Raw genomic sequence first — 26,387 nt, forward strand, 5'->3', positions numbered from 1 at the left:
GAAGGTTTCCCCGTGCTTCGAGACGGCTCCTTCGGAGCCTCCCGGGAGGGGCGAGCTTCGCCCATGCGGCGGCGAAACTCACTCCGCCGCGGTCTTCAGCTCCTCGACCCGCGCGACATCCAGTCCGCGGAAGATGGCGCAGCGCTGGAAGACGCGGAGATCGGGCGGAACCTGCTTCTGATGGCAGAATTTCGCCGTCAATTTGGCGAGGCCCTTGATGTCGCGGCCCGTCGCATGAGGGAACACGGCGACGAGATCGTCGATCAGCGCGTCATTGACCGCGAGTTCGAACTGATCGGCCATCACGCGCCAGATGCGGCGCTTGGCGTCATCGTCCGGCGGGCTGTATTTGATGAGCGCGATGCAGCGCGAGACGATCGCCTCGTCGATGTCGTCGACGCGATTGGTCGTCAGGAACAGCAGCCCGTTGAAATATTCCAGCACGCGCAGGAACACGCCGACCACGGCGTTCATCGCGATATTGTCGTCGCGGCGCTTGATGTAGACATCCGCTTCGTCGATCAGCATCACCGCGCCCCAGCGCTGCGCGCGGGTCAAGATCTCCTTCAGCGCAGTCTCCATGGTCGCGACATTGAGGCCGAGCTGGCCCGAATGCACGCGATAGAGCGGCCGCTGGATGATTTCCGAATAGACTTCCGCCGTGAGCGTCTTGCCGACGCCGGGCGGGCCGGCGCAGAGCACGGTGGTGCCGCCCGACTTGCCGGCGACGATGTCGTCCATCAGCACGTCCATCTCGGCGGTCAGAATGTCGATGAGATCGGTCTGCTCGGCCGGCAGCACCAGCTTCTGCTTCAGCGCGGGCTTGTATCGGTAGAGCTTCATCTCGTCGACATGCACCCAGACATGGTGATGCAGGTCGAGATGGAACATCAGAATATAAGGATGCACCGGAATGCGCTTGAAGAGCGTGTCGGGGATCTGCTGCTGCAATTCCGCGAGCTCGTCCTCGACCGAATATTTGTTGCTCTTCGACGCTTTGCGGATGAAATGGCCGAGCACGTCGCCGGGCGATTCGAGCGTCAGGCTGCGCGCCGTGAGAATCGCCTCGTCATTGACGAGCCGCGCGTCGCCGCCGCTCGTCGACAGCACGACGACATCCTTGCGCGACCAGTCCGTGTCGCGATGCGAGGCGTTGGGATCCTCCGCATGGAAGCCCGTGCCGCGGCCGGTGAATTGCTGGCCGTAGCGGCCGCGCCAGTCGAAATAGGTTTCGGTCGCCGCGTCGAAGGCCGCGATCAACTCCGGCGTCTCGCGAATATAGCCTTTGGCGGCGAGAATCTCGTTGATCGTGCGGCCGTTCGCATCCGCGGCCATGATGCGGATGGCGTTGGTGGTCAATACGCCCTTGGCGTTGGACTTCAGCTCGATCATCACCTTGCCGGCTTCGTCGTTCGAGGCCGGCACATAATCGAAGCGCGTGATGACATAGGGCAGCGGCTTGGACGCGACGCTCGCGGTGAACAGCCAGCCGCGAATGGCGTCGGCGGTGAGATAGCGCACCATCGCCGGCAGCACCTGCTCGAGCTCATTGGCCTCGAAGCGCTTGCCGCCCGCCTTCAGCGCGTCGCGAAGCGTCGCGAGCTGCGCGGCGCGCGCGCGCATGTCGGGGCCGGCCTGGCGATAGAGATCCTCGAGGAAGGTCAATTCCTCGTCGGAGAGATGCGAGAACTCCATCTCGACGCGGTCGCTGAAGCGCAATTGTTCCGCGAGCCCGGCGTGAGCCGGATAGCGCTGCATCAGCGCTTCGACATATTGACGTTCGATCTGAATATTCATCGCCGATCTCGTCTCTCGTCCGGATAGGGGGGAAGCGTCAGAATGCGCGCGTCGTCGATCGCTCCGCCGACGGTGAAGTGATAGACATCCTGGAACTGCGTCGTTTCGCGCGAGAGGCCGAGCAGCTCGTGGACCTCGTCGTCGAAGAAGCAGCCGATGCCGGTTCCGGCGAAGCCGCTCGCCGTCGCCCAGAGATAGAAGGCCTGGCCGATGAGCCCGGCCTCGAAATGCAGGCGCCGATAGGCGAAGGGCCCGTCCTCCTCGAGCGCGCGATCGAAATCGGCGATCATCGCGACGCTGAAGCAGCCCTTGCCGGAGATCGGCTGCAGGCAGGCGAGCTTGGTCGCCTCTTTCTCTACGGCGCCGGCATAGAGGCGATAGAGCGGCAGGCCGGCGAGATCGACGAGCGACCATTCGAATTCTTTGCGGCAGGCGTCGCGCAGCCGCGCCGCGACATCGCTGTCGCGCTGCAAGGCGTAGACGCCCGGCTCGAGTCCGTCGATGCGATGCACGAAGAGGATGAGCGTCAGCGAGGCCGGCCAGGGGAAGGCCGAGAGCAGATTGGTTTCGCTCGGCAGAGTGGCGGAGAGCAGAGCGGCAAACGTCTCGCGCGGCATGCTCGTCGCGCCGTCCATGCGCTGGGCGCTGCGGCGTTTGCGCACGGCGCGGCCGATGGGGACGCCCTCGATCGCTGGAGCCGGCCATTGCGCACGCACGGGAGCCGGCTTCGGCTGCTGACGCGGCTTGCGGCAGAACTGCCCCGCGAGGTCGATCACCGGCCAGCCGTCGTGATCCTCGCTCAGCCGGTTCGCCTGTCCGTGGAATTCGCGCGGCGCGTCGATCAGCGCGAAGAGATCGAGCGCGGGGACCGGCGCGCCGTCGGTGGCGACCCACATCAGAAGATCGGGATGTTCCGGCTCGCGCCTGTGCCAGGCGTCCTCGCGATCGAGGCCGACGAGCGCGGCGATCTCGGCGTCCGAAGGCTCGGTGAGCGCGCTCGTGCGCCAGCCGAGCGCGAAGGCCGCCTGCGCCGCAGCGCCGATCGCATGGCCGGCGTCGAGCTGGCAATAGCGATAGGCGCGCTCGCCATATTTCCACGCTTCGCGCCAGGCGATGGAGGAGAACGCCAAGAGAAAGCCGCCGCGCGGCAGCACGCTCGCCGAGCCATAGGCCGCGCGTTCCTCCAGCGCATGCTCGGCCGGCGCATAATGATAGAGCCCGGCGGTCTCGCTCACTCCGGCGACGGCGTCGAGCATCACATAGCATTCGGTCGGATGCAGATTGCCGGACGAGGGGTTGTTGCGCAGCGCCCAGGTCGAGCCTTCGTAGCTTTTCCAGGCGCTGAGGCCGAAGGCGAGCTCGAGGAAAAGGCCGAGCGAAGCGGAGTCGACCGGCGCCGCCGCGGCGGCGGGACCCGGGAAGGCCGCCGTTTCGCGATCGTCGAGCAGCGGCAGCGCCACGAGCGGCGCCCCGGCGAAGCGGCGGAAGGGCGAGGGCTGCGAGGCCCAATCGAGAAAGCCGGGGCCCATCGCATAGCGATTGGGCGCATGCTTGGTGCGGCGGTGATAGCCGCGGATATCTTCGGGAATGGCGTCGCGGTCGAAGGTCACGGCCGGCCTCCCGCGCGGCCGCGAGCCGAGGCCCGCGCCCGGGTATGAATCTTGATTGCCGGCCGCAGCGACTGCGCCATGTTCCGACTCCCTGACATGCGCCGATGGGATTCAAGGATCATGCCTGCGTCGCTGCGTCGCAATAAAATATGATAATATATAAATAACAATAAGTTATTATATTTACCCGTATCGTCGAGGGAACGGCTCGAGACAAAGAGGACGTAAAATGTCGCAAATCGTCGAAGTCGCCGCCGCCGAGCACCGCGCTTTTGGCGCATTGGCGACGATCCGCGCCGGCGACCATCCGCCGCGCCGTCTGACCCGGCAGGAGGCGGGCATCCTCTCCCGCGCGCTCACCGCCGTCGCCGAGGGCGCGAGCGCCGAGCGGCAGATCTTCATGAGCCCCATCGCCAGCGATCACGAATTCGAGGCCGAGGTGCGCGAGGACGGCGTGACCTTGCGCGCTCGAGGCTGCGCGGACATCCTGCTCGACTGGACGCAGACGCGGACGCTGGCCGCCGCTCTGTCCGAATTCGCCGGCTGAGCGCGCCGCGCCCGGCGCGGGGGCTCGCAGGGAGGCGGAGATGGGCGGCTATGTCGGCGCGATCGATCAGGGAACGACCAGCACACGCTTCGTCGTCTTCGACCCTCGGGGCGAGATCGTCGCGCTCGACCGGCGCGAGCATCGCCAAATCTGCCCGCATCCCGGCTGGGTCGAGCACGACGTGACGGAGATCTGGCGCAACACGGAGGCGACGATCGAAGGCGCCCTCGCCGAGGCTCGTCTCGCGCCGAGCGATCTCGCCTGCGTCGGCCTCACCAATCAGCGCGAGACGACGCTGCTCTGGGATCGGCGCACGGGGGAGCCGCTGCGCGACGCCATCGTCTGGATGGACGCGCGTACCGAGCCCCTCGTCGCCCGCTTCGCGGCCGAGGGCGGCAAGGATCGCCTGCGCGCGAAGACCGGCCTGCCGCTCTCGACCTATTTCTCCAGCCTCAAGCTCGTCTGGCTGTTCGAACATCTTCCCGGCGCACGGGAGAAAGCGGAGGCGGGAGAGGTCCTGTTCGGCACGATGGACTCTTGGATCGCCTGGAATCTGACCGGGCGGCATTTCACCGACGCAACCAACGCCTCGCGCACGCAGCTGATGAATCTCGAGACGCTGCAATGGGACGAGGACCTGCTGCGCCTCTTCGGCGTTCCGCGCGCCTGCCTGCCGGAGATTCGCTCGTCGAGCGAAATCTACGGCCTCTGCCGCGGCGCGCTCGACGGCGTTCTGCTCGCCGCGGCGCTCGGCGACCAGCATGCGGCGCTGATCGGCGAAGCCTGCTTCGCGCCGGGCGAGGCCAAGAATACTTATGGCACGGGCTGCTTCCTGCTGATGAATGTCGGCGAGACCCCGCGCCCCTCGTCCAGAGGACTGCTTTCGACGCTCGCCTACAAGCTCGGCGGAGCAAAACCCGTTTACGCGCTCGAAGGCTCGGTCGCCGTCGCCGGCGCGCTCGTGCAATGGCTGCGCGACAATCTCGAAATCATCGGATCGAGCCGCGAGATCGAGATGCTGGCGCGCAGCGTTCCCGACAATGGCGACGTCTATTTCGTGCCCGCCTTCTCCGGCCTATTTGCGCCCTATTGGCGGGAGGACGCGCGCGGCGTGATCGCCGGCCTCACGCGCTTCTCGACCAAGGCCCATATCGCGCGCGCGGCGCTCGAGGCCGCGGCCTTCCAGACGCTCGACATGCTCGAGGCGATGGAGAGCGACAGCGGCGTCGCGCTCGGTGAACTGCGCGTCGACGGCGGCATGGCGGCGAATGAATTGCTGATGCAGTTCCAGGCCGACATGCTGAGCGCGCCGGTGGTGCGGCCGCGCTGCATCGAGACGACCGCGCTCGGCGCCGCCTATGCGGCGGGCCTCGCCGCCGGTGTCTGGAAGAATGTGGAAGAGATCGCCGCCGATTGGCGCGCGGACCGGCGCTGGGCGCCGCTCATGCCGCGAGAAGAGCGCGACCGCAAGCTCGCCAAATGGCGCAAGGCGGTGGCGCGCTCGCTCGATTGGACGAGCGGCTGAGCGCTGCTCCTCTCGCCCATCGGCGAGCAAAATCCCGGTGGACAATGCGCATGCGGCGGTCGTCTCCAGGATTTCGATGGTAGATTTGCTCCCTGTCGACCTCGACGAGGAGCAGCGAGAATGGCCGGTCGACGAGACGTGAGAGCGCGAAAAGCCGATGAACGGCGCTCGAAGGTTCCGAATGTGGACGAGAGCTCGATCGTCGAACGGATACACGAGCTCGCTTTCGATGCGACGACGAGCGTCGCGCCGGCGAAAATCGCCGATCTCCTGGAAAAATGGACGCCGCTGAAAGAGTTCGATCAGAACGACGCGGACGACGTGTGGCTCATCGCGCAGGCGATGGCCTTGGCGAGTCAGGCGCTTTTATACACGTCCTCGCTCAGCGGCGTCTGTCCGCTCGACCGGTTCGTGCGCGAGCGCCGGGCCGGCGCAGGCGCCGAGACTCTCGCCGCGCTCGACGCGCTCGCGCATGCGGAATTCCATTTGCTGCGCATTCTGTCGCGCGCGTCGGAGGAGACCGTGCTCGTCGAAGATCTCGCGAGCGGCGAACGCCTCACCCTTCTTCATTCGGATCTGCCCGACCACGCCATCGCGCTCGATGTCGGCGCATGGCTCGCGCCGCTCCCTTCCGGCGCATTCGTCGCGGCCGGACACATCCTGCCGCTCGACGCCGCCGCCTGCGCGGAAGGCCTGTCCTTCGTGCGGCCCGGCAAGGGCCTGAGCAATCCTCGCCGTTGCGCCGCCGCCGTCTATCGCTATGTCGTTCGCCACGGGGGCCTGCTGGTCGAAGGCCTCAACACGCTTCCGGAGAGCGAGCGCGACGATGATCTCGACGATCTCCTCGACGGGCCGAAAGATCCGTTCGGTCTCCTCGCCGAAGATTTCGCGCAGGCCGATGGCGACGCGCCGGCCGACGCGATTCGCGAGGCGCGCGCCTATGCTTCCGCGCCTTATCTGGTCGAGGCTCTGGGGCGCAGCGTCATCATGCGTCGCTTCGGCAGAGACGCGCTGGCCGAGGCCTATTCCCGCATGGCCTGTCTCATGGTCGAAACGCTCGACCGCCGCATCGCTGCGGGATATGAGACATTCATTCATTCGCTCGCGGATGTGGCGGCGATTGTCGATCGCTCCGTCGCCGAGGTCGGCGCGCCGGCCGAGATCCGCGCCATGTTCGAGGATATGCGCCGGCGCGTGGCCGCGGCGCGCGGCGCGAGAGTGGGCGACGCCGCCGAGGACAAGGAGCTCGCGCGCGTGCTTCAGCTCATTCGAGCCCTGCGCGCCAAGACGGTCGACCAGGGCTGCTCGGAGCAGGAGGCTCTCGCCTCGGCGAAAAAAGTCGCCGAGCTGCTCGACCGCTACGGCCTCTCGCTCGGAGAGATCGAGCTGCGCGCGCAGTCCTGCGAGCATCTCGCCGTCGACACGGGCCGCAAGCGCCGCACGCCGATCGACGAATGCGTGCCGGCCATCGCCGAGTTCTGTGATTGCCGCAACTGGTCCGAGACGACCGCGAGCGGCTCTCTCCGCTATGTCTTCTTCGGCCTGCCCGCGGATGTCGCCGCGGCGCATTGCATCTATGATCTGATCGTTCTCGCCTTCGACGCCGAGATGGCCGCCTTCGAGAAGAGGCGCGACGCCGGGCCGAGGCTGACCGCAAAGTCTTTCCAGATCGGATTTGCGCATGGCGTCGCGCGCAAGCTCCGCGACATGAAGGCCGAACGCGATTCCGCGAACCGGGCGTCGAGCGGACGCGAGCTCGTGCCGATCAAGGCGTCGGCCGTCGAGAATGAATTGGACAAGCTCGGCCTCGCCTTCAGCGAAAAATCGCAACGGCGCCGCCATCGCGTGGAGGTCGGCGCCTATGAGGCCGGCGTCGCCGCCGGCCACAAGTTCGAGCCGCATCGCAGCGTCGAGAGCGAGTGAGCGGCGAGCGCTCACGTCGCGCTTCCGCCGCGAGCGGAAGCGCGACGCGTGCGGCGGCCGCGCCGCTTGTTTGTCGGCGATTTCGGGCGACGACAGCTCGAGCTCGGACGCAACGCGCGCGGCTTTTCGCCACGATTTCTCAAGTTGGTGATTTGTGACGCGAATATGTATATAACGGCGGCCGAACGGCGAAGCAGCCGTCTATCGGGCGGCCGCGCGCGATGCGCGAGCAGGCCACATTTCGGCCGCCGACATTCGCGAACGTGGCGGCGCGAGGGCGCCGACCGTATGCGGCGGCGGACGCCGGACAGTGACGATGTGACGCGCGGATCTCGGGACGAACCCGAACGCCGCCGCGTTTTCAGAGCATCACGGAGCCCGGGACTTCGAGCGGGCGCAGACAGCAAAGGTTGACTATGCCGACCATCGCTCTCGTCGACGACGATCGCAATATTCTCACCTCCGTTTCGATCGCCTTGGAGGGCGAAGGCTATCGCGTTCAGACTTATACCGACGGCGCCGCGGCTCTCGACGGGCTGCGCGCCAATCCGCCGGATCTCGCCATCTTCGATATCAAGATGCCGCGCATGGACGGCATGGAGCTCTTGCGCCGCCTGCGGCAGAAATCCGATCTTCCGGTGATCTTCCTCACCTCGAAGGACGAGGAGATCGACGAATTGTTCGGCCTCAAGATGGGCGCCGACGATTTCATCCATAAGCCCTTCTCGCAACGCCTGCTGGTCGAGCGCGTCAAGGCGATCCTGCGCCGCGCCAACCCGAAGGAGGCCGCGGCGCAGAAGGAATCGGAAGCGAAGGTGCTGGAGCGCGGCGCGCTGGTCATGGACCCCGAGCGCCATACCTGCACTTGGCGCGGCGATCCGGTCGTGCTCACGGTGACCGAGTTCCTCATTCTCCAGGCGCTGGCGCAGCGTCCGGGCGTGGTGAAGAGCCGCAATGCGCTGATGGACGCGGCCTATGACGATCAGGTCTATGTCGACGACCGCACGATCGACAGCCACATTAAGCGGCTGCGCAAGAAGTTCAAAGTGGCCGATCCGGAGTTCGAGATGATCGAAACGCTCTACGGAGTCGGCTATAGATTCAAGGAAGCCTGACAGCGATTCGGCCCTCCATGACCATTGCCGCCGACAACGACACTGTCGCCGCCGAGACGTCGGGGCGCCGCAATCGCGTCGGGCGCGCCGCCTCGGTCAAGCTGCTGCGCCTCGCCCGCGCGGCGCAATCGCGCCTGTCGTCGTCGCTCACGCGCCGCATCGTCGTGCTCAATCTCGGCGGCCTCGTGGCGCTGCTCGGCGGCTTCCTCTATCTCAACCAGTTCCGCGAAGGCCTGATCGACGCGCGCGTGCAGAGCCTGCAGACACAGGGCGAGATCATCGCCGCGGCGATCGCGGCGTCGGCCACGGTCGACACCGACGCCATCACCATCGATCCCGAGAAGCTGCTGCGTCTCGCGCCCGGCGAGAGCTACAGCGTCGAGGAGGGCAGCCAGCCGTCGATGGAGTTCTCGCTCAATCCCGAGCGCATCGGGCCGTTGCTGCGCCGCCTCGTCTCGCCGACGCGCACGCGCGCGCGCATCTACGATCGCGACGGCTATCTGCTGCTCGATTCGCGCTCGGTCAGCGGACGCTCGAACATCCTTCGCTTCGACCTCGGTCCGGCCGGCGGCGCGCAAGGCGCGACAGGCTGGCTCGAGCAGGCGTTCGACGCGCTTCGGCGCTGGACGCGGCGCCCCGAGCTGCCGCTCTACGAGGACATCGGCGCTGGCAATGGCAAGGCCTATCCGGAAGTGGCGAGCGCGCTCGCCGGCGGCGCGCTGTCCGTGGTGCGAGCCAACATCAAGGGCGAGACCATCATCTCGGTCGCCGTTCCGGTGCAGCGCTTCCGCTCCGTGCGCGGCGCGCTGCTCCTGTCGACGATGGGCGGCGACATCGACGCGATTCTCGCCACGGAGCGCTGGGGCATCATCCGCATCTTCCTCGTCTCCGCCGGCGTGATGCTCTTGTTGTCGCTGCTCTTCGCCGGCGCCATCGCCGAGCCGATGCGCCGCCTCGCCGAGGCCGCCGAGCGCGTGCGGCGCGGCGTCAAATCGCGGCAGGAGATTCCCGATTTCTCGCAGCGGCAGGACGAGATCGGCCATTTGTCCGGCGCGCTGCGCGACATGACGACGGCGCTCTACAATCGCATCGAGGCGATCGAGCATTTCGCCGCCGACGTCGCCCATGAACTCAAGAATCCGCTCACTTCCCTGCGCAGCGCCGTGGAGACCTTGCCGATCGCGCGGGACGAGAACGCCCGCGCGCGGCTGCTGACGATCATCAAGCACGACGTCGGCCGTCTCGATCGCCTCATCACGGATATTTCCGACGCTTCGCGCCTCGACGCCGAACTCGCCCGCGCCGATATGGAGACCGTGGATATTTCCGCCGTGCTGAAGACCGTGGTCGGGATGGCGCGCGAGGTCGACCGCGGCGATCATGTCGAGGTGACGCTCGACATCCGCGCCTCGGGCGACGCGCGCCGGCGCTGGCGCATTCTCGGCCATGATTCGCGCCTCGCCCAGGTGTTCGACAATCTGATCGACAACGCCCGGTCTTTCTCGTCGCCCGGCGGCAGCGTGCGCGTGACGCTGCGTGGAGAGCAGGCGATCGGGCCGGGCGGGCAGGCGCTCGACGGCTATGAGATCATCGTCGACGACGACGGGCCCGGCGTTCCGGCCGACGCTTTCGAGCGCATCTTCGAGCGTTTCTACACCGACCGGCCCGAGCAGGGCTTCGGCCAGAACTCGGGCCTCGGCCTCTCGATCTCCCGGCAGATCGTCGAGGCGCACAATGGACGCATCCGCGCGATGAACCGCACCAGGGCGGAGCCGGAGGGAACCGATTCGGCGCGCCCCGGCGATGCGCCGGTCGGCGCGCGCTTCGTCATCTGGCTGCCGGCCGCGAAATGACCGATCCCGCTCCCGTCTTCCCTGCCGAGCGCGCCGAGGAGACGCCGCGCATGATTCACGCCAACGCTCTTCTCATCGGCGCCGCCGGCGTGCTGCTGCGCGGCCCGTCGGGCAGCGGCAAGAGCGCGATTACGCTCGAATTGATCGACCTGGCTCGAAGCAAGGGCCTGTTCGCGCGCCTCATCGGCGATGATCGCGTCGAGATCGAGAACCGCAACGGCCGTCTGCTGGCGCGTCCTCATCCCGTCATCGCCGGCGCGATCGAGGAGCGCGGCGTCGGCATCCTCCCGGCCGTCCACGAGCCGCGCGGGGTGATCCGATGCGTGATCGATCTGCGCGGACGGGGCGAGGACCGGCTCCCGCGGCTGCCCGACTCCGAACCCGCCTCGACGAAACTTTGCGGCGTCGCTTTGCCGCGCCTCGCGGCGGACGCCGGCGAGACCGCGGCCGGGCGAAAGATATTTTCATTTATTCATGATCTTGTAGCATTTTAGCGCCGGACGGAGGTTTTCGCTTGCCAATTTCGCCGCATCGCACAAAATGCCCTCCGAGGCGCCGCGAACGTCGGGACGACATTCGCGTTACTAACGTCGGGAGCCGTCATGCCGATCCTTGCCGGCCCCTCCCGGTTTCGACGTTCTCGTTCTCTCGCGAGACGGTTCATGAGCGGTAGCTGCGAATGATCGGAATGGTCCTGGTGACCCATGGGCACCTCGCCACGGAGTTTCGCGCGGCGCTGGAGCATGTGGTCGGCCCGCAAAAACAGCTCGTCTCGATATCCATCGGTCCGGAGGACGACATGGAGCGCCGGCGCCGTGAGATCATCGACGCCATCGCCGAAGCGGACAGCGGCGATGGCGTCGTCGTCTTGACCGACATGTTCGGCGGCACGCCCTCCAATCTGGCGATCTCGGTCATGAACGGCGGCAAGGTGGAGGTGCTGGCCGGGGTCAATCTGCCCATGCTGATCAAGCTCGCCTCGGTGCGCGAGACGGCGCCGCTCGAGCAGGCGGTGTTGCAGGCGCAGGACGCCGGGCGTAAGTATGTCTACATCGCCAGCCGAGTGCTCAACGCCAAATGACCGACGAGAGTCTATCCGCCGACGCTGCCGACGCCGCGCGCGTCGTCCGGGATCTCGTGATCGTCAACCGCAAGGGGCTGCACGCCCGCGCCACCGCCAAATTCGTCCAGTGCTGCGAGCGTTACGAGGCCGACATCACCGTCTCCAAATGCGGAGACACGGTCGGCGGCAGCTCGATCATGGGCATTCTGACGCTCGGCGCCGCCAAAGGCGCGACGATCACCGTGACCGCCAGCGGGCCGCAGGCCCAGGAAGCGATCGAGGCGCTGGCGGCGCTGGTCGGGAACAGATTCGGCGAGGACGAGTGAGGGCACAGCGAAGAGCGCTGTTCGCTACTCGCTGTTCGTTGCTCTCTCCCGCGGTTTGACCAGCTCGTCCACATCCGGCTCCCCGCAGTGCGCGAGGATTTGGGCGCGAACCGCGTCGCGCAGCTTCAGAGCGGCGGAAAAATCCGTCCCTTCCGGCCGGATCGGCGGCTCGATCCGCAGCGACAGCGCCGCGCGGCGCGGGAACCATTGATCGCTCCGCAACATCGATCGCGTGCCGCGCACTACGCCCGGATAGACCGGCAGGCCCGCCTCGGCGGCGATCTCGAAGGCGCCGAGATAGAAGCCGCCGAGGCCCGGCCGGCGCGTGAAGGTTCCCTCCGGAAAGAAGACGAGATTGCGGCCGCGGGCGGCGGCGGCGATCTTCTCGGCGTCGGCGACGCCGGCGACCGCGTCGAAACGCTCGACGAACAGCGCGCCGAGCCGGCGCAGGAACGGGCCGGCGAAGATCTGGCCTGCGAGCTCGCGCTTCGCGACAAAAGCGGGCGCGCCGGGCAGAAAGGCCGCGAGCAGCGCCACGTCCATATAGCTCGAATGATTGAACACCAGCATCGCCCCGCCCTCCGGCAGGCGCTGCAGCCCCTCGACGGAAACCGGGACGCCGAGCGCCGCGAGCATGGCTCGCGCGATGCGTCGCGTCACGTCCCAACGGCGTTCGAGACCGGGCGTCGCCATCGCCGCGATCCAGGCGGTCGCATAGCCGCAGGCGACGACGAGCCACCACCAAGCCGCGTAACACCAATCGCCCGCGCGGACGGCGAGCCGCGCGAGGCCGGGCCGCAACCCTGCGAGAGCGAGGCGGGCGAGCTGCAGCCACACCGCCCGCGGCGGCGCGCCGAGCCGTCCCTGCTCATAGAGCTCGCGGGCGGCGCCGCGCCTGATCTTGCCGCTCGACGTTTTGGGCGTCGTGCGCGGTGGAACCAGCACGATCTCGTCGGCCGGCGTCCCGCCGATGGCGCTCATCGTCTCCTGCGCCTTCGCCTCGAGCGCGGCGCGGTCCTGTGGAGCGGTCGCATAGGTCTCGGCCACGACGACGATCCGCTCCGTGCCGGAGCGCGGATCGGGAACGCCGAAAACGGCGACGCAGCCTTTGCGAATCCCTTCGATTTCGCCGATCGCCGCTTCGATCTCCTGCGGGTAGAGATGGCGGCCGGCGCGGATCAGAATATCCTTGATGCGACCCGTCACGAAGACGTCGCCGCCGGCCATATAGGCGCGATCGCCGCTGTCGAGCCAGCCGTCGCGAACGAGTTCGCGTGTCTTTCCCTCGTTGCGGAAATAGCCGGCGGTCGCCGAAGGGCCGCGGAACTCGAGCCGCCCCTCGCGCCGCTCGCCGAGCTCGCGCCCGGCGTTGTCCACGATGCGGATCTCGTGCACCGGCAGAGGCTGGCCGCAGGCGACGAGCTCCAGCGCATGCGGGTCGCCGGGCGCAGCCGGCTCGGCCGCCCCGCGCAGGGTCAGGGCCTCCCGATCGACACGATCGATCGGCGGCGTGCGGCCGAGCGGCGGAAAGGCGAGGCCGACGGAATTTTCGGCCAGCCCGTAGACCGGGGCCATGGCCTCGGGACGAAACCCGAAAGGAGCGAATTTTTCCGTGAACCGGCGGATCGTGCGCGCGCCGACAGGCTCGGCGCCATTGGCGACGAAGCGCAGCGAGCTCAGATCGAGCCCCTGGAGCTCGCTCGCGTCGATCTTGTCGAGGCAGAGCTCGAAGGCGAAGTTCGGCGCGGCGCTCAGGGTCCCGCGATGCGCATGGATCGCCCAGAGCCAGGCGGAAGGCCGCGCGAGAAAGGCGAGCGGCGACATCACATGGAGCGGGGCGCCGAAATAGAGGCAGCCGAACCAGGCGCCGATCAGCCCCATGTCGTGATAGAGCGGCAGCCAGCTCACGAAGACGTCCGCGGAGGACGCGCGCAGCGCTCCGCCCATCGCCCTGATATTGGCGAGCAGATTGGCGTGGCTCAGCACGACGCCTTTCGGATCGCCCGTGCTGCCCGACGTATATTGGAGCATGGCGGTCGCCTGTTCGCCGCAGGCGAAGGGCGCGGTCCCACCCTCGCCCGCCGCCCTCAGCTCCTCCACGACGACGATCCGGTCGAGCGTCTCGACGCGGCTGCGCGCAAGGCCCGCGAGGCGCGCGGCTTCCGGCGCGGTGATCAGCATCTTGACGCCGGCGTTGCGCAAGATGCCGATCTGCCGGCGCAGATGATCCTCGATCTGCGAGAGCCGCATGGGCGGATAGATCGGAACGGGAATCGCTCCGGCGTAGAGCGCGCCGAAAAAGCCGATGAAGAAGTCGAGCCCCGTCGGCAGCATCAAAGCGATTCGATCGCCCGGCTCCATGTCTCGCGCCGCGAGCCCCGCCGCCGCGCGCCGCGCTTCCGCCGCCAGGCGGCCGTAGGTCAGCGCGCCGGCGGGGGTCGTCGCATCCTGGAGCAAAGTCAGATGCAGCCGGTCGGGATGGCGCGCCACATGCCATTCCAGCGCTTCGATCAGCGTGCGCGCCACGGTCGCGGCCTCCGCCGGAGGCAAGGGAGCGGCTCGTGCGCGCTCGACGCGCAGCGGCTCACGAGACGACGCCTCGAGCGCCGCGAGCACGTCTGCGATGGTCTCCGCGCGCCCCATCGCCTCGATCGGCAGGCGCCGGTGGAAACTCCGCTCGAGCCGCAGGATCAGCTCGGCGCGGGCGAGGCTGTCGACGCCGAGATCCTGCTCGAGCCGGCTGGAGAGGGCGACCTCGCGCGGCTCGGGGCGAGTCGGATGCAACTCGCGGGCGAAGGCGGCGACGAGCGCGAGGAGCTCGTCCCGCGCCGCTTCGGATGATCGCGGATGCGATTCGGCGCCTTCCGGTCGAGCAGGCACGGCGGGCGTCCCATCCCGAATGCGGCGGCCGGCCAGCCCGCCCGCCCTGCTGCACCCATAGATAGTGCGTCGAAATCCCAGCGCCGCAAGCCCCGCGCAAGCCTGATCTGCCTAGCGTAACTCGTTAGATGCAGCGCAATGCAGTGGAATTGCCGAAAATGGTTTCGCCGATTTCCGCTCTGACCTCCAATTCCCCCGGCGTTCGGGCGTTGTCCCGCGTCTCCGCCGTGGCCGCCAAGGCCGAGGCGACGCCGGCCCCCGCCGCTTCCGCTTCCGCGCCGTCCGCTCCTTCGCCCGGCCCCGGCTTGCGCGACGCTCTGCCGGCGGGCTACCGCAACCTCAATCTTCCGGTCGGCGCCGCGGCTGCGCACGAGCAGCCCGCCGCCGCAACGCCGGGGGCCGACTCCCTCCTCGCCGCCTATGGGCCGAACGCGGCGGCGCTCGCGGATCTTCCGCGCCTCGTCGGCGCGCGCCTGCCGACACGGACTATTCTGCGCGAGACGCAGGCCGCGGCGCTCGCCCGCGCCCAGGCGCGTGGGGAGACGCTGAGCGAATTTCTCGACGTGGCGCCTATTGTCGTCGAGACGAAGCGGCCCTCGCGCAACGCACCCGACGCCGAGACGACGCTCCGTCTCTCGCTGCTCGCCCGCGACGGGGGACGCGACACGACGACGCTGGACGTCTATGTCACCAAGACGGGGCCCCGGGCTTTCGAGGCGGTGGTCTATGACCGCGACTTCGCCTCGAACTCGGGCGGCTTTCCGTATTCGGCTCCGCCGGTGTCGGTCGATCGGCTGCTGCTCGATCCGACGGCCGCGGCGTTGGTCGCGGCTGCGGCCGGGACTCCTCCGCCGGCGCCGTTCATGGCGGAAGAGGGTCGGCCCATGCCCATGATCGCCGCGGCGGTCGCTCTCGCCTGCGCCACGCTTCTCGGCGTCGCCATCGCGCTCGCGGCGGATCGGCCCATCGCCGCCCTGACCCTCGCCGGCGCCGGCCTCGGCGCCTCCTCGCTCCTCATGCGCAGGCGCTCCTGAGAAACCTGCCTCGACGCGTTCACGGGCGACCGCGGGGGTGTAAAAAACGGCGCTCGAACGCAATCTATCAACGCAATCTATTCGTGTATTTTTGAATATATGCAGGTGGGGCGGTCGAGTGAAGGCTCCCGTACGCTTCGAGACGGCTTCAGAAACTTTTTCCAACGCAGCCTGCGGCTCCCCGGCGGAGGGCGAGGGCCCCTCGGCCGCCGAAATCGGCAGAGAAACTGCTTTTCCGGGCGTCCACGACCCCGCGGCGGCGTTCCGATCCGAACGCGACGTCGACAACTCGATCGCGACGGTCGGGCATGAACCGACCATCGCCCTTGCGAAAACTCTACCCCGGTGTCCATGGTGTCACAGGCCCGGGTCAACCCTCGTCTCCCGCCTGCGGCGGAATCAGGTCTTGCCCCATTCGAAGCGACAAGGCGAGCAATGGTCGATATTGCGGAAAATCCGCCGGAAATCTCCGTAGCCATTCCGGTCTATAACGAGGCGCGAAATCTGGGCTCGCTCGTGGCGCGGCTGACGCCCGCTCTGGAGACGGCCGCCCGCTCTTTCGAGGTCGTCTTCGTCGACGACGGCTCGAGCGACCCGACTCTCGAGACGCTGCGCGCGCTCAACGCCGCCGATCCACGCTTCAAGGCGATTTCCTTCAGCCGCAATTTCGGCAAGGAGATCGCCATCGCCGCCGGGCTCGATCATGCGCGCGGCGCGGCCGTGGTGCTGATGGACGCCGATCTGCAGCATCCGCCCGAGGTGATTCCCGACTTTGTCGCCAAATGGCGCGAGGGCTACAAGAACGTCTATGGCGTGCGGCGCGACCGCTCCGGCGATCCCAGGCTGCGCAGCCTCTTCACCGAAATATTCTACGGCTTGTTCGATCGGTTCGGCGACACGTCCTTGCCGCGCGGCGCCGGCGATTTCCGCCTGCTCGACAGACAGGCGATCGACGCCCTCTCGCGCATGCGCGAGAGGGCCCGCTTCTCCAAAGGTCTCTTCGCCTGGGTCGGCTTCAAATCGATCGGCGTGCCCTTCGACGTCGAGGAGCGCGCCGCCGGCCGCTCGAAGTTCGGCTATGGCAAGCTGATCCGCTTCGCTCTGGACGGGCTCATGTCTTTTTCCTCTGCGCCGCTGAAGATCTGGGCCTATGTCGGCATGGGCATTTCTGCCTTCGCGCTCGCCATGGCGTCCTATTATTTCTGGCGCACCATCATCTATGGCGTCGATGTGCCGGGCTATGCCTCGCTCATCGTGTCGATCGCCTTTTTCGGTGGAATTCAATTATTCTCGTTGGGCGTTCTGGGCGAATATATCGCGCTGATCTTCGCCGAGGTGAAAGGCCGCCCGCTCTATCTCGTCGCCGAGCGGCTCGGAGTGGAGGAGCGGTGAGCGGCGCGCGCAGAGTCTCGGGGGACGCCGTTCCGCCGCTCTCACAAGCAAAGGCGTGTCCCTCTCCCATGGGGAGAGAGTGGCCGCGGAGCGGCCGGCTGAGGGGTTTCCCGCTCGCCGGTTTTCGTGCGGGAAACTCCTCACCCGACCCCGCTCCGCAGGGTTGCCTTCTTCCCATGGGAGAGGGAGTCGCGCCCGATCTGGCCGACCTTCGCCGTGGGAGGCGCCGATGATCCGCAGCCTCCTCTCCGTCGGCGGCTTCACGCTGCTCTCGAGGATCACCGGCTTCTTCCGCGATGTCATGCTGTCGGCGATCCTCGGCGCCGGGCTCGTCTCGGACGCCTTTTTCATCGCTTTTCGCCTGCCCAATCATTTTCGCGCCATTTTCGGCGAAGGGGCCTTCAACGCCGCCTATGTCCCCTGTTACTCCAAGGCGCTGGAGCGGGAGGGAAAAGCCTCGGCGAAGGAGTTCTCCAGCGAGGTCTTCACCCTGCTGCTCGTCTCGCAGCTCCTGCTGCTGGCGCTCGCCTACGCCTTCATGCCGCAATTCGTCGCCCTGCTGGCGCCCGGCCTCGACGATCGGCCGGAGAAATTCGAGCTGGCGGTCACGCTGACGCGCATCACCTTTCCCTATCTCCTGTGCATGACCCTGGTCACGCTGCATCAGGGCACGCTCAACGCCAATGGCCGCTTCGCCGCGCCGGCCTTCGCGCCGAACCTGCTCAATCTCTCGGTGATGGCGGCGCTCGCCCTCGCCTTTCTGTTCCCGAACGCCGGCGTCGCGGCGAGCGTCGGCGTCACCATCTCCGGCGCGCTGCAGCTCGCTCTGCTGATGGCCGATGCGCGTTACGCCGGCGTGCTCGAAGGCTTCGCCCGGCCGCGCTGGAAGCGGGTCCGCGAATTCTTCCTCATGCTCGGCCCTGCGGTCATCGGCTCGGCCAGCGGGCAAATCGCCATTTTCGCCGATACGATCATCGCCTCCATGCTGCCCGACGGCGGCCTCTCGGCGATCTCCTACGCCGACCGCATCTATCAGCTGCCCAATGGCGTCATCGGTCTCGCAGCCGGCACGGTGCTGCTGCCCGAGATGAGCCGCCGCCTCGCCGCCGGCGACGAGGCCGGCGCCCATGCGGCGCAGAACCGGGTGATGGCGCTCACCGTCGCGCTCGCCGCGCCCTTTTTCGTCGCTTTCGTCACCATCCCCGAGCTCGTCATGAGCGGCGTTTTCCAGCGCGGCGCCTTCACCGCGGTCGATTCGCTCCGCTCGGCGGATGTGCTCGCGGCGTATGGAGGCGGGCTGATGGCGCTGGTGTTGATTTCCTCGGCGCGGGCGAGCTTTCAGTCGCAGGGCGACACGCGCACGCCCATGTTCGTCGCGCTCGGCGCGGTTGCCGTCAATGTCGCGCTTAAGGTCGCTCTGTTCCGCCCGCTCGGCGCCGTCGGCCTCGCCACGGCGACCTCGGTCGGCCTCTGGATCAATCTCGCGGCGCTGATCGGCATCGCCCTGCATCGCGGCGCCATGCGCTTCGACGAGACTTTTTTGCGCGTCTCCATTGCGAGCCTTTGCGCCTGCGTTCCGCTCCTCGCCGTCGCCGTCCATGGCTATGGTCCGGCGGCATGGCTCGGCGGCCGTTTCGGCGCATTCTCCGACATCGTCGCGCTGGTCGTCCTCGGCGCGGCGGGCGGCCTCGCTTATGCGGCAGTCCTCATCGGCTGTTTGCGCCTGTTCGGCCTGCGCTTGTCGCAGCTGCGCGTGCGCCGCGCCTGAGCCTCAGGCGATCCGCGCGTAGACGGCGTCGATCTTCGCGCCCTTGTCCAGCCCCGCCACGACCGAGATGGTCAGCCCGCGCGCTTCGCTCGCATCGCGGGCGCGGGCGGCGAGCCGTTGCGCGTCGCCCTCGCTCGGCGCGAAGGCGAAGCCGGTCGGTCCCCAGGAGGTCTGGCCGATTCCGGTCGCGCCCTCGTCCGAGAGCCGCGCGAGCAGGCGCTCCACGGCCGCGCTGGTGAAGCGGCGTCCGCCCTGCGCCGGCGCGAAATAATCGCCGACCACCGTCTGGATCTGGGTAATCGCCGCGCCGAATGCGGGAAAGTCGCCTTCCGCCGCCGCCGGCAGCGCCTGCATCAGCACGAGCCGGCAGAGCCGCCCCGCCTCCGCGTCCGAAAACGGCGGCAGCTCGGCGAAGGCCTTGCGCTCCTCGGCCCCGTGCAGCCCGACCGCGGCGGGGTCGGAGATCAGCAGGATACGCCAGTCGGGTGGAAAGGGCAGGCGGGCGACCACCGGCGGCGTCCGGGTCGCCGCGCCACGGCCGCCGTCCACCACCAGTCCGCCGCGCGAAAAAAGTCCCGCGCCGAGCCCTGAGCGGGCGCCGCGCTGCAACAGCTCGGCGTCGGCCGAGACGTCGTCCGGCAGTCCCTCGAGCCGCCGCAGCGCCGCGGCGACGGCCAACGCCAGCTGTGTGCCCGAGCCGAGGCCCGAATGGGGCGGGATGGCCTCGTCCACGACGAGCCGAAAAAATTTGCCCGGCGCGAGCGCCGCCGCCGCGCGCTCGAGCACGTCCGCCGCCCGCTCGGCGTCGGCTCCCGCGACGCTCGTCGTCTCGGCCCTCTCGAGGGTGAGCCGTGTCGCCGGCGCGTCGATGGAGAGGCCGAGCCCGCCGAATTTTCGGCCGAGCGCGCCGTTCATGTCGAGAAAGCCGAGGTGCAGTCTCGCGGCCGCGGCGACGCTCACTCTGGTCGGCATGGCGCCTCGTTTCGGACTTCGTGCGGATTTTCCGCTATATCTCGCTTCCCGGCGCGCGCCGGCAACCACGAGAAGCAGGCGCGAATTCGAAATGGCCGAGTAAGGCGCCGCGCGTGCGAAGGCAAGAGCCCGCCCGCGGGCCGAATGGAGGAGGGGACCCCCATGGCGAAAGAGGAGCGCGTCTACACCGAGGAGGAAGTCACGGCCCGCCTTGCCGCCGAGCTGCCGCGCTGGCGGCTCGAGAATGGCTGGATCCGCCGCAAATACAAGACGCACGGCTGGAAAGGCACGCTGATGGTCGTCAATACGATCGGGCATCTCTCCGAGGCCGCCTGGCACCATCCGGACATTACTCTGTCCTACGCCTGGCTCGAGGTGCGGCTGATGACGCATACGGCCAAGGGCATAACGGACAAGGACTTCGAGCTCGCCCGCAAAATCGAGGAGGTCGTCGGCTGGCGTCCCGGCAAGGACGGTGGCGCGCTCGAGGGCACGCCCGAGAGCGATCAGCGTTTCGCTTATATCAAATACGACTGAGCGGCCCGCCCGCTTCATCTTCTCGTCTTCGGAGAAAAAATGTGACGACGACGACCGAGGCGTCGCGCGAGCGGTTCTTCTCGCTCATCGGAAAGCGGCCCGTCATCATGGGCATCGTCAATGTGACGCCCGATTCGTTTTCCGACGGCGGCCGCTTCCTCGCCCCACAGGCGGCGTCGGCCCAGGCGAAGAAGCTCGCCGCGGACGGCGCCGACATCGTCGACGTCGGCGCCGAATCGACGCGACCCGGCCACACGCCCCTCTCGGCGGAGGATGAATGGGAACGGCTCGAGCCCCTGCTGTCGGCCCTCGTCGCCGATTGCGGGGTTCCGGTCTCGATCGACACCTACAAGGCGCGGACGGCGCGCCGCGCGCTTGCCGCCGGCGTCGCGTTGGTCAACGACATCTGGGGCCTGCAGCGCGATCCCGACATGGCCCCTGCGATCGCCGAAGCGGGGGCGGGCGTCGTCGTCATGCATAATCGCGAGAGCATCGAGGCCGAGATCGACATCGTCGACGACATGCGCCGCTTTTTCGAGCGCTCTCTCGCGATAGCCGAATCGGCGGGCCTGCCGAGGAGCCGCATCCTGCTCGATCCCGGCGTCGGATTCGGCAAGACGCGCGAGCAGGATTTCACCGCGCTGCGGGCGGTCCCGGAGCTGCTCGGTTTCGGCCTTCCGCTGTTGATCGGCGTCTCGCGCAAGCGGCTGTTCGGCGCGCTGCTCGGCGCCGGGATCGATGCGCGCCTGATCGCGACCGTCGCCGCCAATCTCGTCGCCGCCATGGAGGGGGCGCATGTGTTCCGCGTGCATGACGCGGCCGAGCACAGGGCGGCCTTCGCCGTGCTCGAAACTCTGCGGCGCCGGCCGGAGGAGGCGAGATGAACGATCTGACGCGCGTCGGTTTCGGCTTCGGCAGCAATCTCGGCGACCGGCCGGCCAATATCAGAGAGGCGGTTCGGCTCCTCGGCGCGCGCGGGATCGCGACGCTCGACGCCGTGTCGCGCATCTATCGCACGCCGCCTTGGGGCGATCTCGACCAGGGCGATTTCGCCAACGCCTGCGCCCTCGGCTGGACACGCCTCGGCGCCTATGAGCTGCTGGCGGCGGTCAAGACGATCGAGGCCGATATGGGCCGCCGGCCCGCCCGCCGTTGGGGGCCGCGGCTGATCGACGTCGACATCTTGTTTCTCGGCGACGAGACGCTCGCCGATCCCGAGCTGACTTTGCCCCACAAGGAGCTGTTCGCGCGCGCCTTCGTTCTGAAGCCGTTGGCCGAGATCGGCGCCGGTCTGCGGATCGACGGGGCGAGCGTCGCGGAGGCGGCCCAAAGGGTCGCCGCTGACGGGATCGCTCCCTGGGACGAATGTCCACCGCCCGAACCTGAGCCACAGAGCCGCAGTCTGGACGGGTAGTCGTATTATCCTTATGGACGGGGTACAGGCGAGCGACCGAAAGCGAGCAGACTATAGTGTTTTATCAATGTGATATCGGTATATAGAAAATTCCTATCATTCGTGCTTCGGGTAGGTATCTGCAGGAAAATGGGCGTCGTTTGACCATCTGATCGGCAGACGATGGGCTATTCATTAGATAGTCATAGACCACCTCTTTAGATATTGTCATTAGAGACGCGTACGGAAATGGTTGCGGCTCGCCGAACGAGGGTATGGGCGTGGCGTTTCGGGGTGGACCCGGAGTGTTTCGCCATTTGCATTCGTTCTGCGCGGCGGCTTGGGGACTTCGTCTTCGAGTAAGGAAGAAGAAAGCCGGGCTCGTGGCCTTTCGGGGGAGCGGGGATCGGCGCGACGGGAGATCGAAAGACGCGCCGGCGACGGCGCGCGCATTTCACGGAACCGGGAAGACGAAGGCGTTTCCACGCAGGGAGGGGGAACGCGAGGGGCCGCCCCTTGAGAATCCCTGGGAGCACTTAGGAGGATTGAGATGAGCGTAACAACAGAGACGACAGCCGGCGCAGCCGCCGGCTCGGACGCCATCGTGGATCTGCGTGGCATGTGGATCGGCGTTGCCGGCCTGAACATCTTCTATCTGATCGTCCGCATTTACGAGCAGATCTACGGCTGGCGCGCGGGCCTCGACTCGTTCGCTCCGGAGTTCCAGACGTATTGGCTGTCGATCCTGTGGACGGAGATTCCGCTGGAGCTGGTTTCGGGCCTGGCGCTCGCCGGCTGGCTGTGGAAGACGCGCGACCGCAACATCGACGCGGTGGCTCCGCGCGAGGAGCTGCGCCGTCACGTCGTGCTGCTTCAGTGGCTGACGGTCTACGCCGTGGCGATCTACTGGGGCGCGAGCTTCTTCACGGAGCAGGACGGCACGTGGCACATGACGGTGATTCGCGACACGGACTTCACGCCGTCGCACATCATCGAGTTCTACATGAGCTATCCGATCTACTCGATCATGGCGGTCGGCGCGTTCTTCTATGCGAAGACCCGCATTCCGTTTTTTGCGCACGGCTACTCGCTGGCGTTCCTGATCGTGGCGATCGGCCCGTTCATGATCATCCCGAACGTGGGTCTCAACGAGTGGGGCCACACCTTCTGGTTCATGGAAGAGCTGTTCGTGGCTCCTCTGCACTGGGGCTTCGTGTTCTTCGGCTGGATGGCGCTCGGCGTGTTCGGCGTGGTTCTGCAGATCCTGGGCGGCATCAAGCGCCTGCTGGGCAAGGACGGCGTCGCGGCCCTGATCGGCTGAGACGATTGAATTGGACCGCCCGTCTTTCGGGCCGGGCGGTCTGCAGCGACATCTCGCGATCCACAGTCTCCTGATGAACGGGACCTTCGTCCGAACGGCCGCGCGAGGCGCGGGGCCGGCTCGGGCGGGGTTTCGGGAGCGGCGGGGAGCGCGGGGCGAACGATAAGACAACTCGGCGCGAGAGAGCCGGGGACTGGTCGACGGCTGCGGCGGGAACCGCCGGGCGGACCGACACCAAGGAGAAGAGTGATGTCTACATCGAAGAGCGGGGGGGCGATCGGGCCTTTCCATTCGGTCGCGGAAGCGGCGGGATGCGTGAAGACCGCCGACTGGCTGATTCTGACGCTGCTGTTTCTGGCGGTTCTGGGCGGCTATCATATTCATTTCATGCTGACGGCGGGCGACTGGGACTTCTGGGTCGACTGGAAGGATCGCCGCATGTGGCCGACGGTCGTTCCGATCCTGGGCGTGACCTTCGCCGCGGCGACGCAGGCGTTCCTGTGGACGAACTTCAAGCTGCCGTTCGGCGCGACCTTCGCGGTTCTGGGCCTTCTGATCGGCGAGTGGATCAACCGCTATGTGAACTTCTGGGGCTGGACCTATTTCCCGATCAGCCTCGTGTTCCCGTCGGCTCTGGTGGTTCCGGCTCTGTGGCTGGACATCATCCTGCTTCTGTCGGGGTCCTATGTGATCACGGCGGTGGTGGGCTCGCTGGGGTGGGGCCTTCTGTTCTATCCGAACAACTGGCCGGCGATCGCGGCGTTCCACCAGGCGACGGAGCAGCATGGCCAGCTGATGACGCTGGCGGATCTGATCGGCTTCCACTTCGTCCGCACGTCGATGCCGGAATATATCCGCATGGTCGAGCGCGGCACGCTGCGCACCTTCGGTAAGGACGTCGTTCCGGTCGCGGCGTTCTTCTCGGGCTTCGTGTCGATGCTGGTCTACTTCCTGTGGTGGTTCGTCGGTCGGTGGTATTCGACCACCAAGGTGATCTCGAAGATCTGATCGAAGAGACGCGAACGAGCTTCTCTTTGGTCCCTCGGAAAAGAAGAGGAGCGGTTTCCCGCGGGGGGAGCCGCTCCGGAGAAGACGAGCGAGGCCGCCGGCGCGCTCATGCGGCACGGCGGGCTCTGTAGAGAAAACTGGGAGGTAGGTTCACATGAAAGCTTTGGAGAGAATGGCCGGGCTGGCGACCTCGCGGGTCGCGAAGCTCCTCGGCCTGAGCGTCGCGGCGGCTGTCGCGGCGACGGCGGCTTCGGTCGCCCCTGCGGAAGCGCACGGCGAGAAGTCGCAGCAGGCGTTCCTTCGCATGCGCACTCTGAACTGGTATGACGTGAAGTGGTCGAAGACCTCGCTGAACGTCAACGAGTCGATGGTTCTGTCGGGCAAGGTTCACGTGTTCTCGGCGTGGCCGCAGGCGGTCGCGAACCCGAAGGCGTCGTTCCTGAACGCGGGCGAGCCGGGCCCTGTCCTGGTCCGGACGGCGCAGTTCATCGGCGAGCAGTTCGCTCCGCGCTCGGTTTCGCTGGAGATCGGCAAGGACTATGCGTTCTCGATCGATCTGAAGGCGCGCCGCGCCGGCCGGTGGCACGTCCATGCGCAGATCAACGTCGAAGGCGGCGGCCCGATCATCGGACCCGGCCAGTGGATCGAGATCAAGGGCGACATGGCGGACTTCAAGGATCCGGTGACGCTGCTGGACGGCACGACGGTCGACCTCGAGACCTACGGGATCGACCGCGTCTACGCGTGGCACTTCCCGTGGCTGATCGCGGCCGCGGCGTGGATCCTCTACTGGTTCTTCAAGAAGGGCTTCATCGCCTCCTACCTGCGCATCAGCGAAGGCAAGGACGAGGAGCAGATCGGCGATGACGACCGCCGCGTCGGCGCGATCGTTCTCGCGGTGACGATCCTGGCGACGATCATCGGCTATGCGGTGACGAACAGCACCTTCCCGCGCACGATTCCGCTGCAGGCCGGCTTGCAGAAGCCGCTGACGCCGATCACGGAAGAGGGCACGGCGGGCGTTGGTCCGAAGCTGGTGACGACGGAGCTGAAGGGCGGCGTCTACAAGGTTCCGGGCCGTGAGCTGACGATCCAGGTGAAGGTGTCGAACAAGACCGACGAGCCGCTGAAGCTCGGCGAATATACGGCGGCGGGCCTTCGCTTCCTGAACCCCGACGTGTTCACGACGAAGCCGGAGTTCCCGGACTATCTGCTGGCCGACCGCGGCCTGTCGACCGATCCGACCCCGATCGCCCCCGGCGAGACGAAGACGATCGAGGTCAAGATCCAGGACGCCCGCTGGGACATCGAGCGTCTCTCGGACCTCGCCTACGACACGGATAGCCAGATCGGCGGTCTGCTCCTGTTCTTCGGCCCGAGCGGCAAGCGCTATGCGGCCGAGGTCGGCGGCCCGGTCATTCCGAAGTTCGTCGCCGGCGACATGCCCTGATCGACGCGACCCCTTCGATCCACAAATCACCCGGCCGGACCGAAAGGTCCGGCCGGTTTCTTTTCGCGGGAGCGGCTTCCGAGACCGGCCGCCGCCGAGGCGCGCTTCCTTACGAAGAAATCGCCATGGACGTCGGTCGGCGCGCTTGTCGCGCCGACGCCCCCTACGATATTGGGCAAGCAGACGTCATCGCCGGCCGCCTGTCCCCGGGGCCGGCGATGAGCCTACCGCAATGGCTGGAGACGGCGGGGTGACGAGCAAGACCGCGCAGGCCGCGCCGCGCGCTTGGCAGCGCATGCTGTCCGGCCGGCGCCTCGATCTGCTCGATCCCTCCCCGCTCGATGTCGAGATCGAGGACATCGCCCATGGTCTCGCGCGAGTGGCGCGCTGGAACGGGCAGACGATCGGCCCGCATATTTTCTCCGTCGCGCAGCACAGCCTGATGGTCGAAACGATCGCCGGCGCGCTCGAGCCGAGATTGGATCGCAGCGGCCGATTGTTCATGTTGTTGCACGACGCGCCCGAATATGTGATCGGCGACATGATCTCACCCTTCAAGACCGTGATCGGCGACACGTACAAGAGCGTCGAGAAGCGCATTCTGACCGCTATTCTCCAGCGTTTCTCCTTGCCGCCCGATCCCGACCCGGCGCTTCTGCGGCTCGCCAAGCGCGCCGACCGGGCCGCCGCTTTTTTCGAGGCCACGCGCCTCGCCGGCTTTACACGCGCCGAGGCCGAGCGCATCTTCGGCCGCCCGGCGATCGCGCCGGACGCCTGCGGGGAGGCGCTCGCTCCACTCACGGCGGAGACGGCGCAGAAGAATTTTCTCGCCCGTTTCGCCGCGATCGAACGAGGGGATGAGGGGGGGTGAAA

General features: G+C 67.2%; 22 protein-coding genes. 18 read left to right on the forward strand and 4 right to left on the reverse strand.

Annotated elements, in window-relative coordinates; translation table 11 throughout:
- Nucleotides 1–78 precede the first annotated feature (78 nt).
- Both AC6IW9_RS06410 and AC6IW9_RS06415 read right to left on the reverse strand, forming a co-directional pair.
- Nucleotides 79–1,797, reverse strand: coding sequence for an AAA family ATPase (locus tag AC6IW9_RS06410; protein WP_497770412.1), 1,719 nt, complete (start codon nucleotides 1,795–1,797; stop codon nucleotides 79–81).
- Nucleotides 1,794–3,407 carry a SagB/ThcOx family dehydrogenase gene (locus tag AC6IW9_RS06415; RefSeq protein ID WP_497770415.1) on the reverse strand — a complete coding sequence of 538 codons (1,614 nt, stop codon included), beginning with the start codon at nucleotides 3,405–3,407 and terminating at the stop codon, nucleotides 1,794–1,796. Before AC6IW9_RS06415 ends, AC6IW9_RS06410 begins: the two co-directional genes overlap by 4 nt.
- A 229-nt stretch (nucleotides 3,408–3,636) precedes the next feature.
- On the opposite strand from AC6IW9_RS06415, the gene AC6IW9_RS06420 reads away from it, so the two are divergent.
- The 8 genes from AC6IW9_RS06420 to AC6IW9_RS06455 all read left to right on the forward strand — a co-directional run bounded on the left by AC6IW9_RS06420 (nucleotide 3,637) and on the right by AC6IW9_RS06455 (nucleotide 11,759).
- Nucleotides 3,637–3,954: a hypothetical protein gene (locus AC6IW9_RS06420; protein WP_497770418.1), complete on the forward strand. Its 318-nt coding sequence runs from the start codon at nucleotides 3,637–3,639 to the stop codon at nucleotides 3,952–3,954.
- Nucleotides 3,955–3,994: 40 nt separating this feature from the next.
- A complete protein-coding gene (glpK, locus tag AC6IW9_RS06425; protein ID WP_497770421.1) occupies nucleotides 3,995–5,479 on the forward strand; it encodes a glycerol kinase GlpK in 1,485 nt (494 codons plus the stop codon).
- 120 nt (nucleotides 5,480–5,599) lie between these two features.
- Nucleotides 5,600–7,402, forward strand: coding sequence for a DUF2786 domain-containing protein (locus AC6IW9_RS06430; RefSeq protein ID WP_497770423.1), 1,803 nt, complete (start codon nucleotides 5,600–5,602; stop codon nucleotides 7,400–7,402).
- 416 nt (nucleotides 7,403–7,818) lie between these two features.
- Nucleotides 7,819–8,517 carry a response regulator transcription factor gene (locus AC6IW9_RS06435; protein WP_222574859.1) on the forward strand — a complete coding sequence of 233 codons (699 nt, stop codon included), beginning with the start codon at nucleotides 7,819–7,821 and terminating at the stop codon, nucleotides 8,515–8,517.
- 17 nt (nucleotides 8,518–8,534) lie between these two features.
- The gene (locus tag AC6IW9_RS06440) at nucleotides 8,535–10,370 is read left to right on the forward strand and encodes a sensor histidine kinase (protein WP_497770427.1); all 1,836 of its coding nucleotides are present in this window, start codon (nucleotides 8,535–8,537) and stop codon (nucleotides 10,368–10,370) included.
- Nucleotides 10,367–10,864: an HPr kinase/phosphorylase gene (locus tag AC6IW9_RS06445; RefSeq protein WP_497770430.1), complete on the forward strand. Its 498-nt coding sequence runs from the start codon at nucleotides 10,367–10,369 to the stop codon at nucleotides 10,862–10,864. Before AC6IW9_RS06440 ends, AC6IW9_RS06445 begins: the two co-directional genes overlap by 4 nt.
- 185 nt (nucleotides 10,865–11,049) lie before the next feature.
- Nucleotides 11,050–11,451 (forward strand): PTS sugar transporter subunit IIA, encoded by a 402-nt coding sequence (locus tag AC6IW9_RS06450; RefSeq protein WP_222574856.1) that lies wholly within the window; start codon nucleotides 11,050–11,052, stop codon nucleotides 11,449–11,451.
- Nucleotides 11,448–11,759, forward strand: a complete 312-nt coding sequence (locus AC6IW9_RS06455) for an HPr family phosphocarrier protein (RefSeq protein WP_497770434.1) — start codon at nucleotides 11,448–11,450, stop codon at nucleotides 11,757–11,759. The genes AC6IW9_RS06450 and AC6IW9_RS06455 overlap by 4 nt, the downstream gene beginning before the upstream one ends.
- A gap of 24 nt (nucleotides 11,760–11,783) precedes the next feature.
- On the opposite strand, the gene AC6IW9_RS06460 is transcribed toward AC6IW9_RS06455, so the two are convergent.
- Nucleotides 11,784–14,639 carry an AMP-binding protein gene (locus tag AC6IW9_RS06460; RefSeq protein WP_497770437.1) on the reverse strand — a complete coding sequence of 952 codons (2,856 nt, stop codon included), beginning with the start codon at nucleotides 14,637–14,639 and terminating at the stop codon, nucleotides 11,784–11,786.
- A 158-nt stretch (nucleotides 14,640–14,797) separates the two neighbouring features.
- Here AC6IW9_RS06460 and AC6IW9_RS06465 point away from each other — a divergent pair, with 158 nt between their 5' ends.
- The 3 genes from AC6IW9_RS06465 (at nucleotide 14,798) to murJ (ending at nucleotide 18,833) form a co-directional block, all read left to right on the forward strand.
- Nucleotides 14,798–15,673: a hypothetical protein gene (locus AC6IW9_RS06465; RefSeq protein ID WP_497770439.1), complete on the forward strand. Its 876-nt coding sequence runs from the start codon at nucleotides 14,798–14,800 to the stop codon at nucleotides 15,671–15,673.
- 435 nt (nucleotides 15,674–16,108) lie between these two features.
- On the forward strand, nucleotides 16,109–17,065 hold the full coding sequence (locus AC6IW9_RS06470) for a glycosyltransferase family 2 protein (RefSeq protein WP_497770442.1): 957 nt from the start codon (nucleotides 16,109–16,111) through the stop codon (nucleotides 17,063–17,065).
- 229 nt (nucleotides 17,066–17,294) lie between these two features.
- Nucleotides 17,295–18,833, forward strand: a complete 1,539-nt coding sequence (murJ, locus tag AC6IW9_RS06475) for a murein biosynthesis integral membrane protein MurJ (RefSeq protein WP_497770445.1) — start codon at nucleotides 17,295–17,297, stop codon at nucleotides 18,831–18,833.
- 3 nt (nucleotides 18,834–18,836) lie between these two features.
- Here the strand turns inward: murJ and AC6IW9_RS06480 are convergent, their stop codons facing one another.
- Complete coding sequence (locus AC6IW9_RS06480) at nucleotides 18,837–19,805, reverse strand: beta-ribofuranosylaminobenzene 5'-phosphate synthase family protein (RefSeq protein WP_497770447.1); 969 nt, start codon at nucleotides 19,803–19,805, stop codon at nucleotides 18,837–18,839.
- A gap of 162 nt (nucleotides 19,806–19,967) precedes the next feature.
- Here AC6IW9_RS06480 and AC6IW9_RS06485 point away from each other — a divergent pair, with 162 nt between their 5' ends.
- The 7 genes from AC6IW9_RS06485 (at nucleotide 19,968) to AC6IW9_RS06515 (ending at nucleotide 26,385) form a co-directional block, all read left to right on the forward strand.
- A complete protein-coding gene (locus AC6IW9_RS06485) occupies nucleotides 19,968–20,342 on the forward strand; it encodes a 4a-hydroxytetrahydrobiopterin dehydratase (protein WP_497770449.1) in 375 nt (124 codons plus the stop codon).
- A gap of 107 nt (nucleotides 20,343–20,449) precedes the next feature.
- Nucleotides 20,450–21,226, forward strand: a complete 777-nt coding sequence (folP, locus tag AC6IW9_RS06490) for a dihydropteroate synthase (RefSeq protein ID WP_497772455.1) — start codon at nucleotides 20,450–20,452, stop codon at nucleotides 21,224–21,226.
- A complete protein-coding gene (gene folK / locus AC6IW9_RS06495; protein ID WP_497770452.1) occupies nucleotides 21,223–21,756 on the forward strand; it encodes a 2-amino-4-hydroxy-6-hydroxymethyldihydropteridine diphosphokinase in 534 nt (177 codons plus the stop codon). Before folP ends, folK begins: the two co-directional genes overlap by 4 nt.
- A 529-nt stretch (nucleotides 21,757–22,285) precedes the next feature.
- On the forward strand, nucleotides 22,286–23,056 hold the full coding sequence (gene amoC, locus AC6IW9_RS06500; protein ID WP_497765230.1) for a bacterial ammonia monooxygenase, subunit AmoC: 771 nt from the start codon (nucleotides 22,286–22,288) through the stop codon (nucleotides 23,054–23,056).
- Nucleotides 23,057–23,305: 249 nt separating this feature from the next.
- Nucleotides 23,306–24,064: a bacterial ammonia monooxygenase, subunit AmoA gene (amoA, locus tag AC6IW9_RS06505; protein ID WP_497765231.1), complete on the forward strand. Its 759-nt coding sequence runs from the start codon at nucleotides 23,306–23,308 to the stop codon at nucleotides 24,062–24,064.
- Nucleotides 24,065–24,218: 154 nt separating this feature from the next.
- Complete coding sequence (amoB, locus tag AC6IW9_RS06510) at nucleotides 24,219–25,514, forward strand: bacterial ammonia monooxygenase, subunit AmoB (protein ID WP_497765232.1); 1,296 nt, start codon at nucleotides 24,219–24,221, stop codon at nucleotides 25,512–25,514.
- Between the two features lie 232 nt (nucleotides 25,515–25,746).
- A complete protein-coding gene (locus tag AC6IW9_RS06515; RefSeq protein ID WP_497770454.1) occupies nucleotides 25,747–26,385 on the forward strand; it encodes an HD domain-containing protein in 639 nt (212 codons plus the stop codon).
- Nucleotides 26,386–26,387 lie beyond the last annotated feature (2 nt).

The sequence above is a fragment of the Methylosinus sp. shoA genome (assembly GCF_059718125.1).

Coding starts and splice junctions, on each gene's coding strand:
- folP (WP_497772455.1), top strand. CDS start 20,450: ATGGGCATCGTCAATGTGACGCCCGATTCGTTTTCCGACGGCGGCCGC.
- AC6IW9_RS06445 (WP_497770430.1), top strand. CDS start 10,367: ATGACCGATCCCGCTCCCGTCTTCCCTGCCGAGCGCGCCGAGGAGACG.
- AC6IW9_RS06485 (WP_497770449.1), top strand. CDS start 19,968: ATGGCGAAAGAGGAGCGCGTCTACACCGAGGAGGAAGTCACGGCCCGC.
- AC6IW9_RS06420 (WP_497770418.1), top strand. CDS start 3,637: ATGTCGCAAATCGTCGAAGTCGCCGCCGCCGAGCACCGCGCTTTTGGC.
- AC6IW9_RS06430 (WP_497770423.1), top strand. CDS start 5,600: ATGGCCGGTCGACGAGACGTGAGAGCGCGAAAAGCCGATGAACGGCGC.
- AC6IW9_RS06515 (WP_497770454.1), top strand. CDS start 25,747: ATGGCTGGAGACGGCGGGGTGACGAGCAAGACCGCGCAGGCCGCGCCG.
- AC6IW9_RS06450 (WP_222574856.1), top strand. CDS start 11,050: ATGATCGGAATGGTCCTGGTGACCCATGGGCACCTCGCCACGGAGTTT.
- murJ (WP_497770445.1), top strand. CDS start 17,295: ATGATCCGCAGCCTCCTCTCCGTCGGCGGCTTCACGCTGCTCTCGAGG.
- AC6IW9_RS06435 (WP_222574859.1), top strand. CDS start 7,819: ATGCCGACCATCGCTCTCGTCGACGACGATCGCAATATTCTCACCTCC.
- amoA (WP_497765231.1), top strand. CDS start 23,306: ATGTCTACATCGAAGAGCGGGGGGGCGATCGGGCCTTTCCATTCGGTC.
- glpK (WP_497770421.1), top strand. CDS start 3,995: ATGGGCGGCTATGTCGGCGCGATCGATCAGGGAACGACCAGCACACGC.
- AC6IW9_RS06440 (WP_497770427.1), top strand. CDS start 8,535: ATGACCATTGCCGCCGACAACGACACTGTCGCCGCCGAGACGTCGGGG.
- AC6IW9_RS06465 (WP_497770439.1), top strand. CDS start 14,798: ATGGTTTCGCCGATTTCCGCTCTGACCTCCAATTCCCCCGGCGTTCGG.
- amoC (WP_497765230.1), top strand. CDS start 22,286: ATGAGCGTAACAACAGAGACGACAGCCGGCGCAGCCGCCGGCTCGGAC.
- AC6IW9_RS06470 (WP_497770442.1), top strand. CDS start 16,109: ATGGTCGATATTGCGGAAAATCCGCCGGAAATCTCCGTAGCCATTCCG.
- AC6IW9_RS06455 (WP_497770434.1), top strand. CDS start 11,448: ATGACCGACGAGAGTCTATCCGCCGACGCTGCCGACGCCGCGCGCGTC.
- AC6IW9_RS06480 (WP_497770447.1), bottom strand. CDS start 19,805: ATGCCGACCAGAGTGAGCGTCGCCGCGGCCGCGAGACTGCACCTCGGC.
- folK (WP_497770452.1), top strand. CDS start 21,223: ATGAACGATCTGACGCGCGTCGGTTTCGGCTTCGGCAGCAATCTCGGC.
- amoB (WP_497765232.1), top strand. CDS start 24,219: ATGAAAGCTTTGGAGAGAATGGCCGGGCTGGCGACCTCGCGGGTCGCG.
- AC6IW9_RS06410 (WP_497770412.1), bottom strand. CDS start 1,797: ATGAATATTCAGATCGAACGTCAATATGTCGAAGCGCTGATGCAGCGC.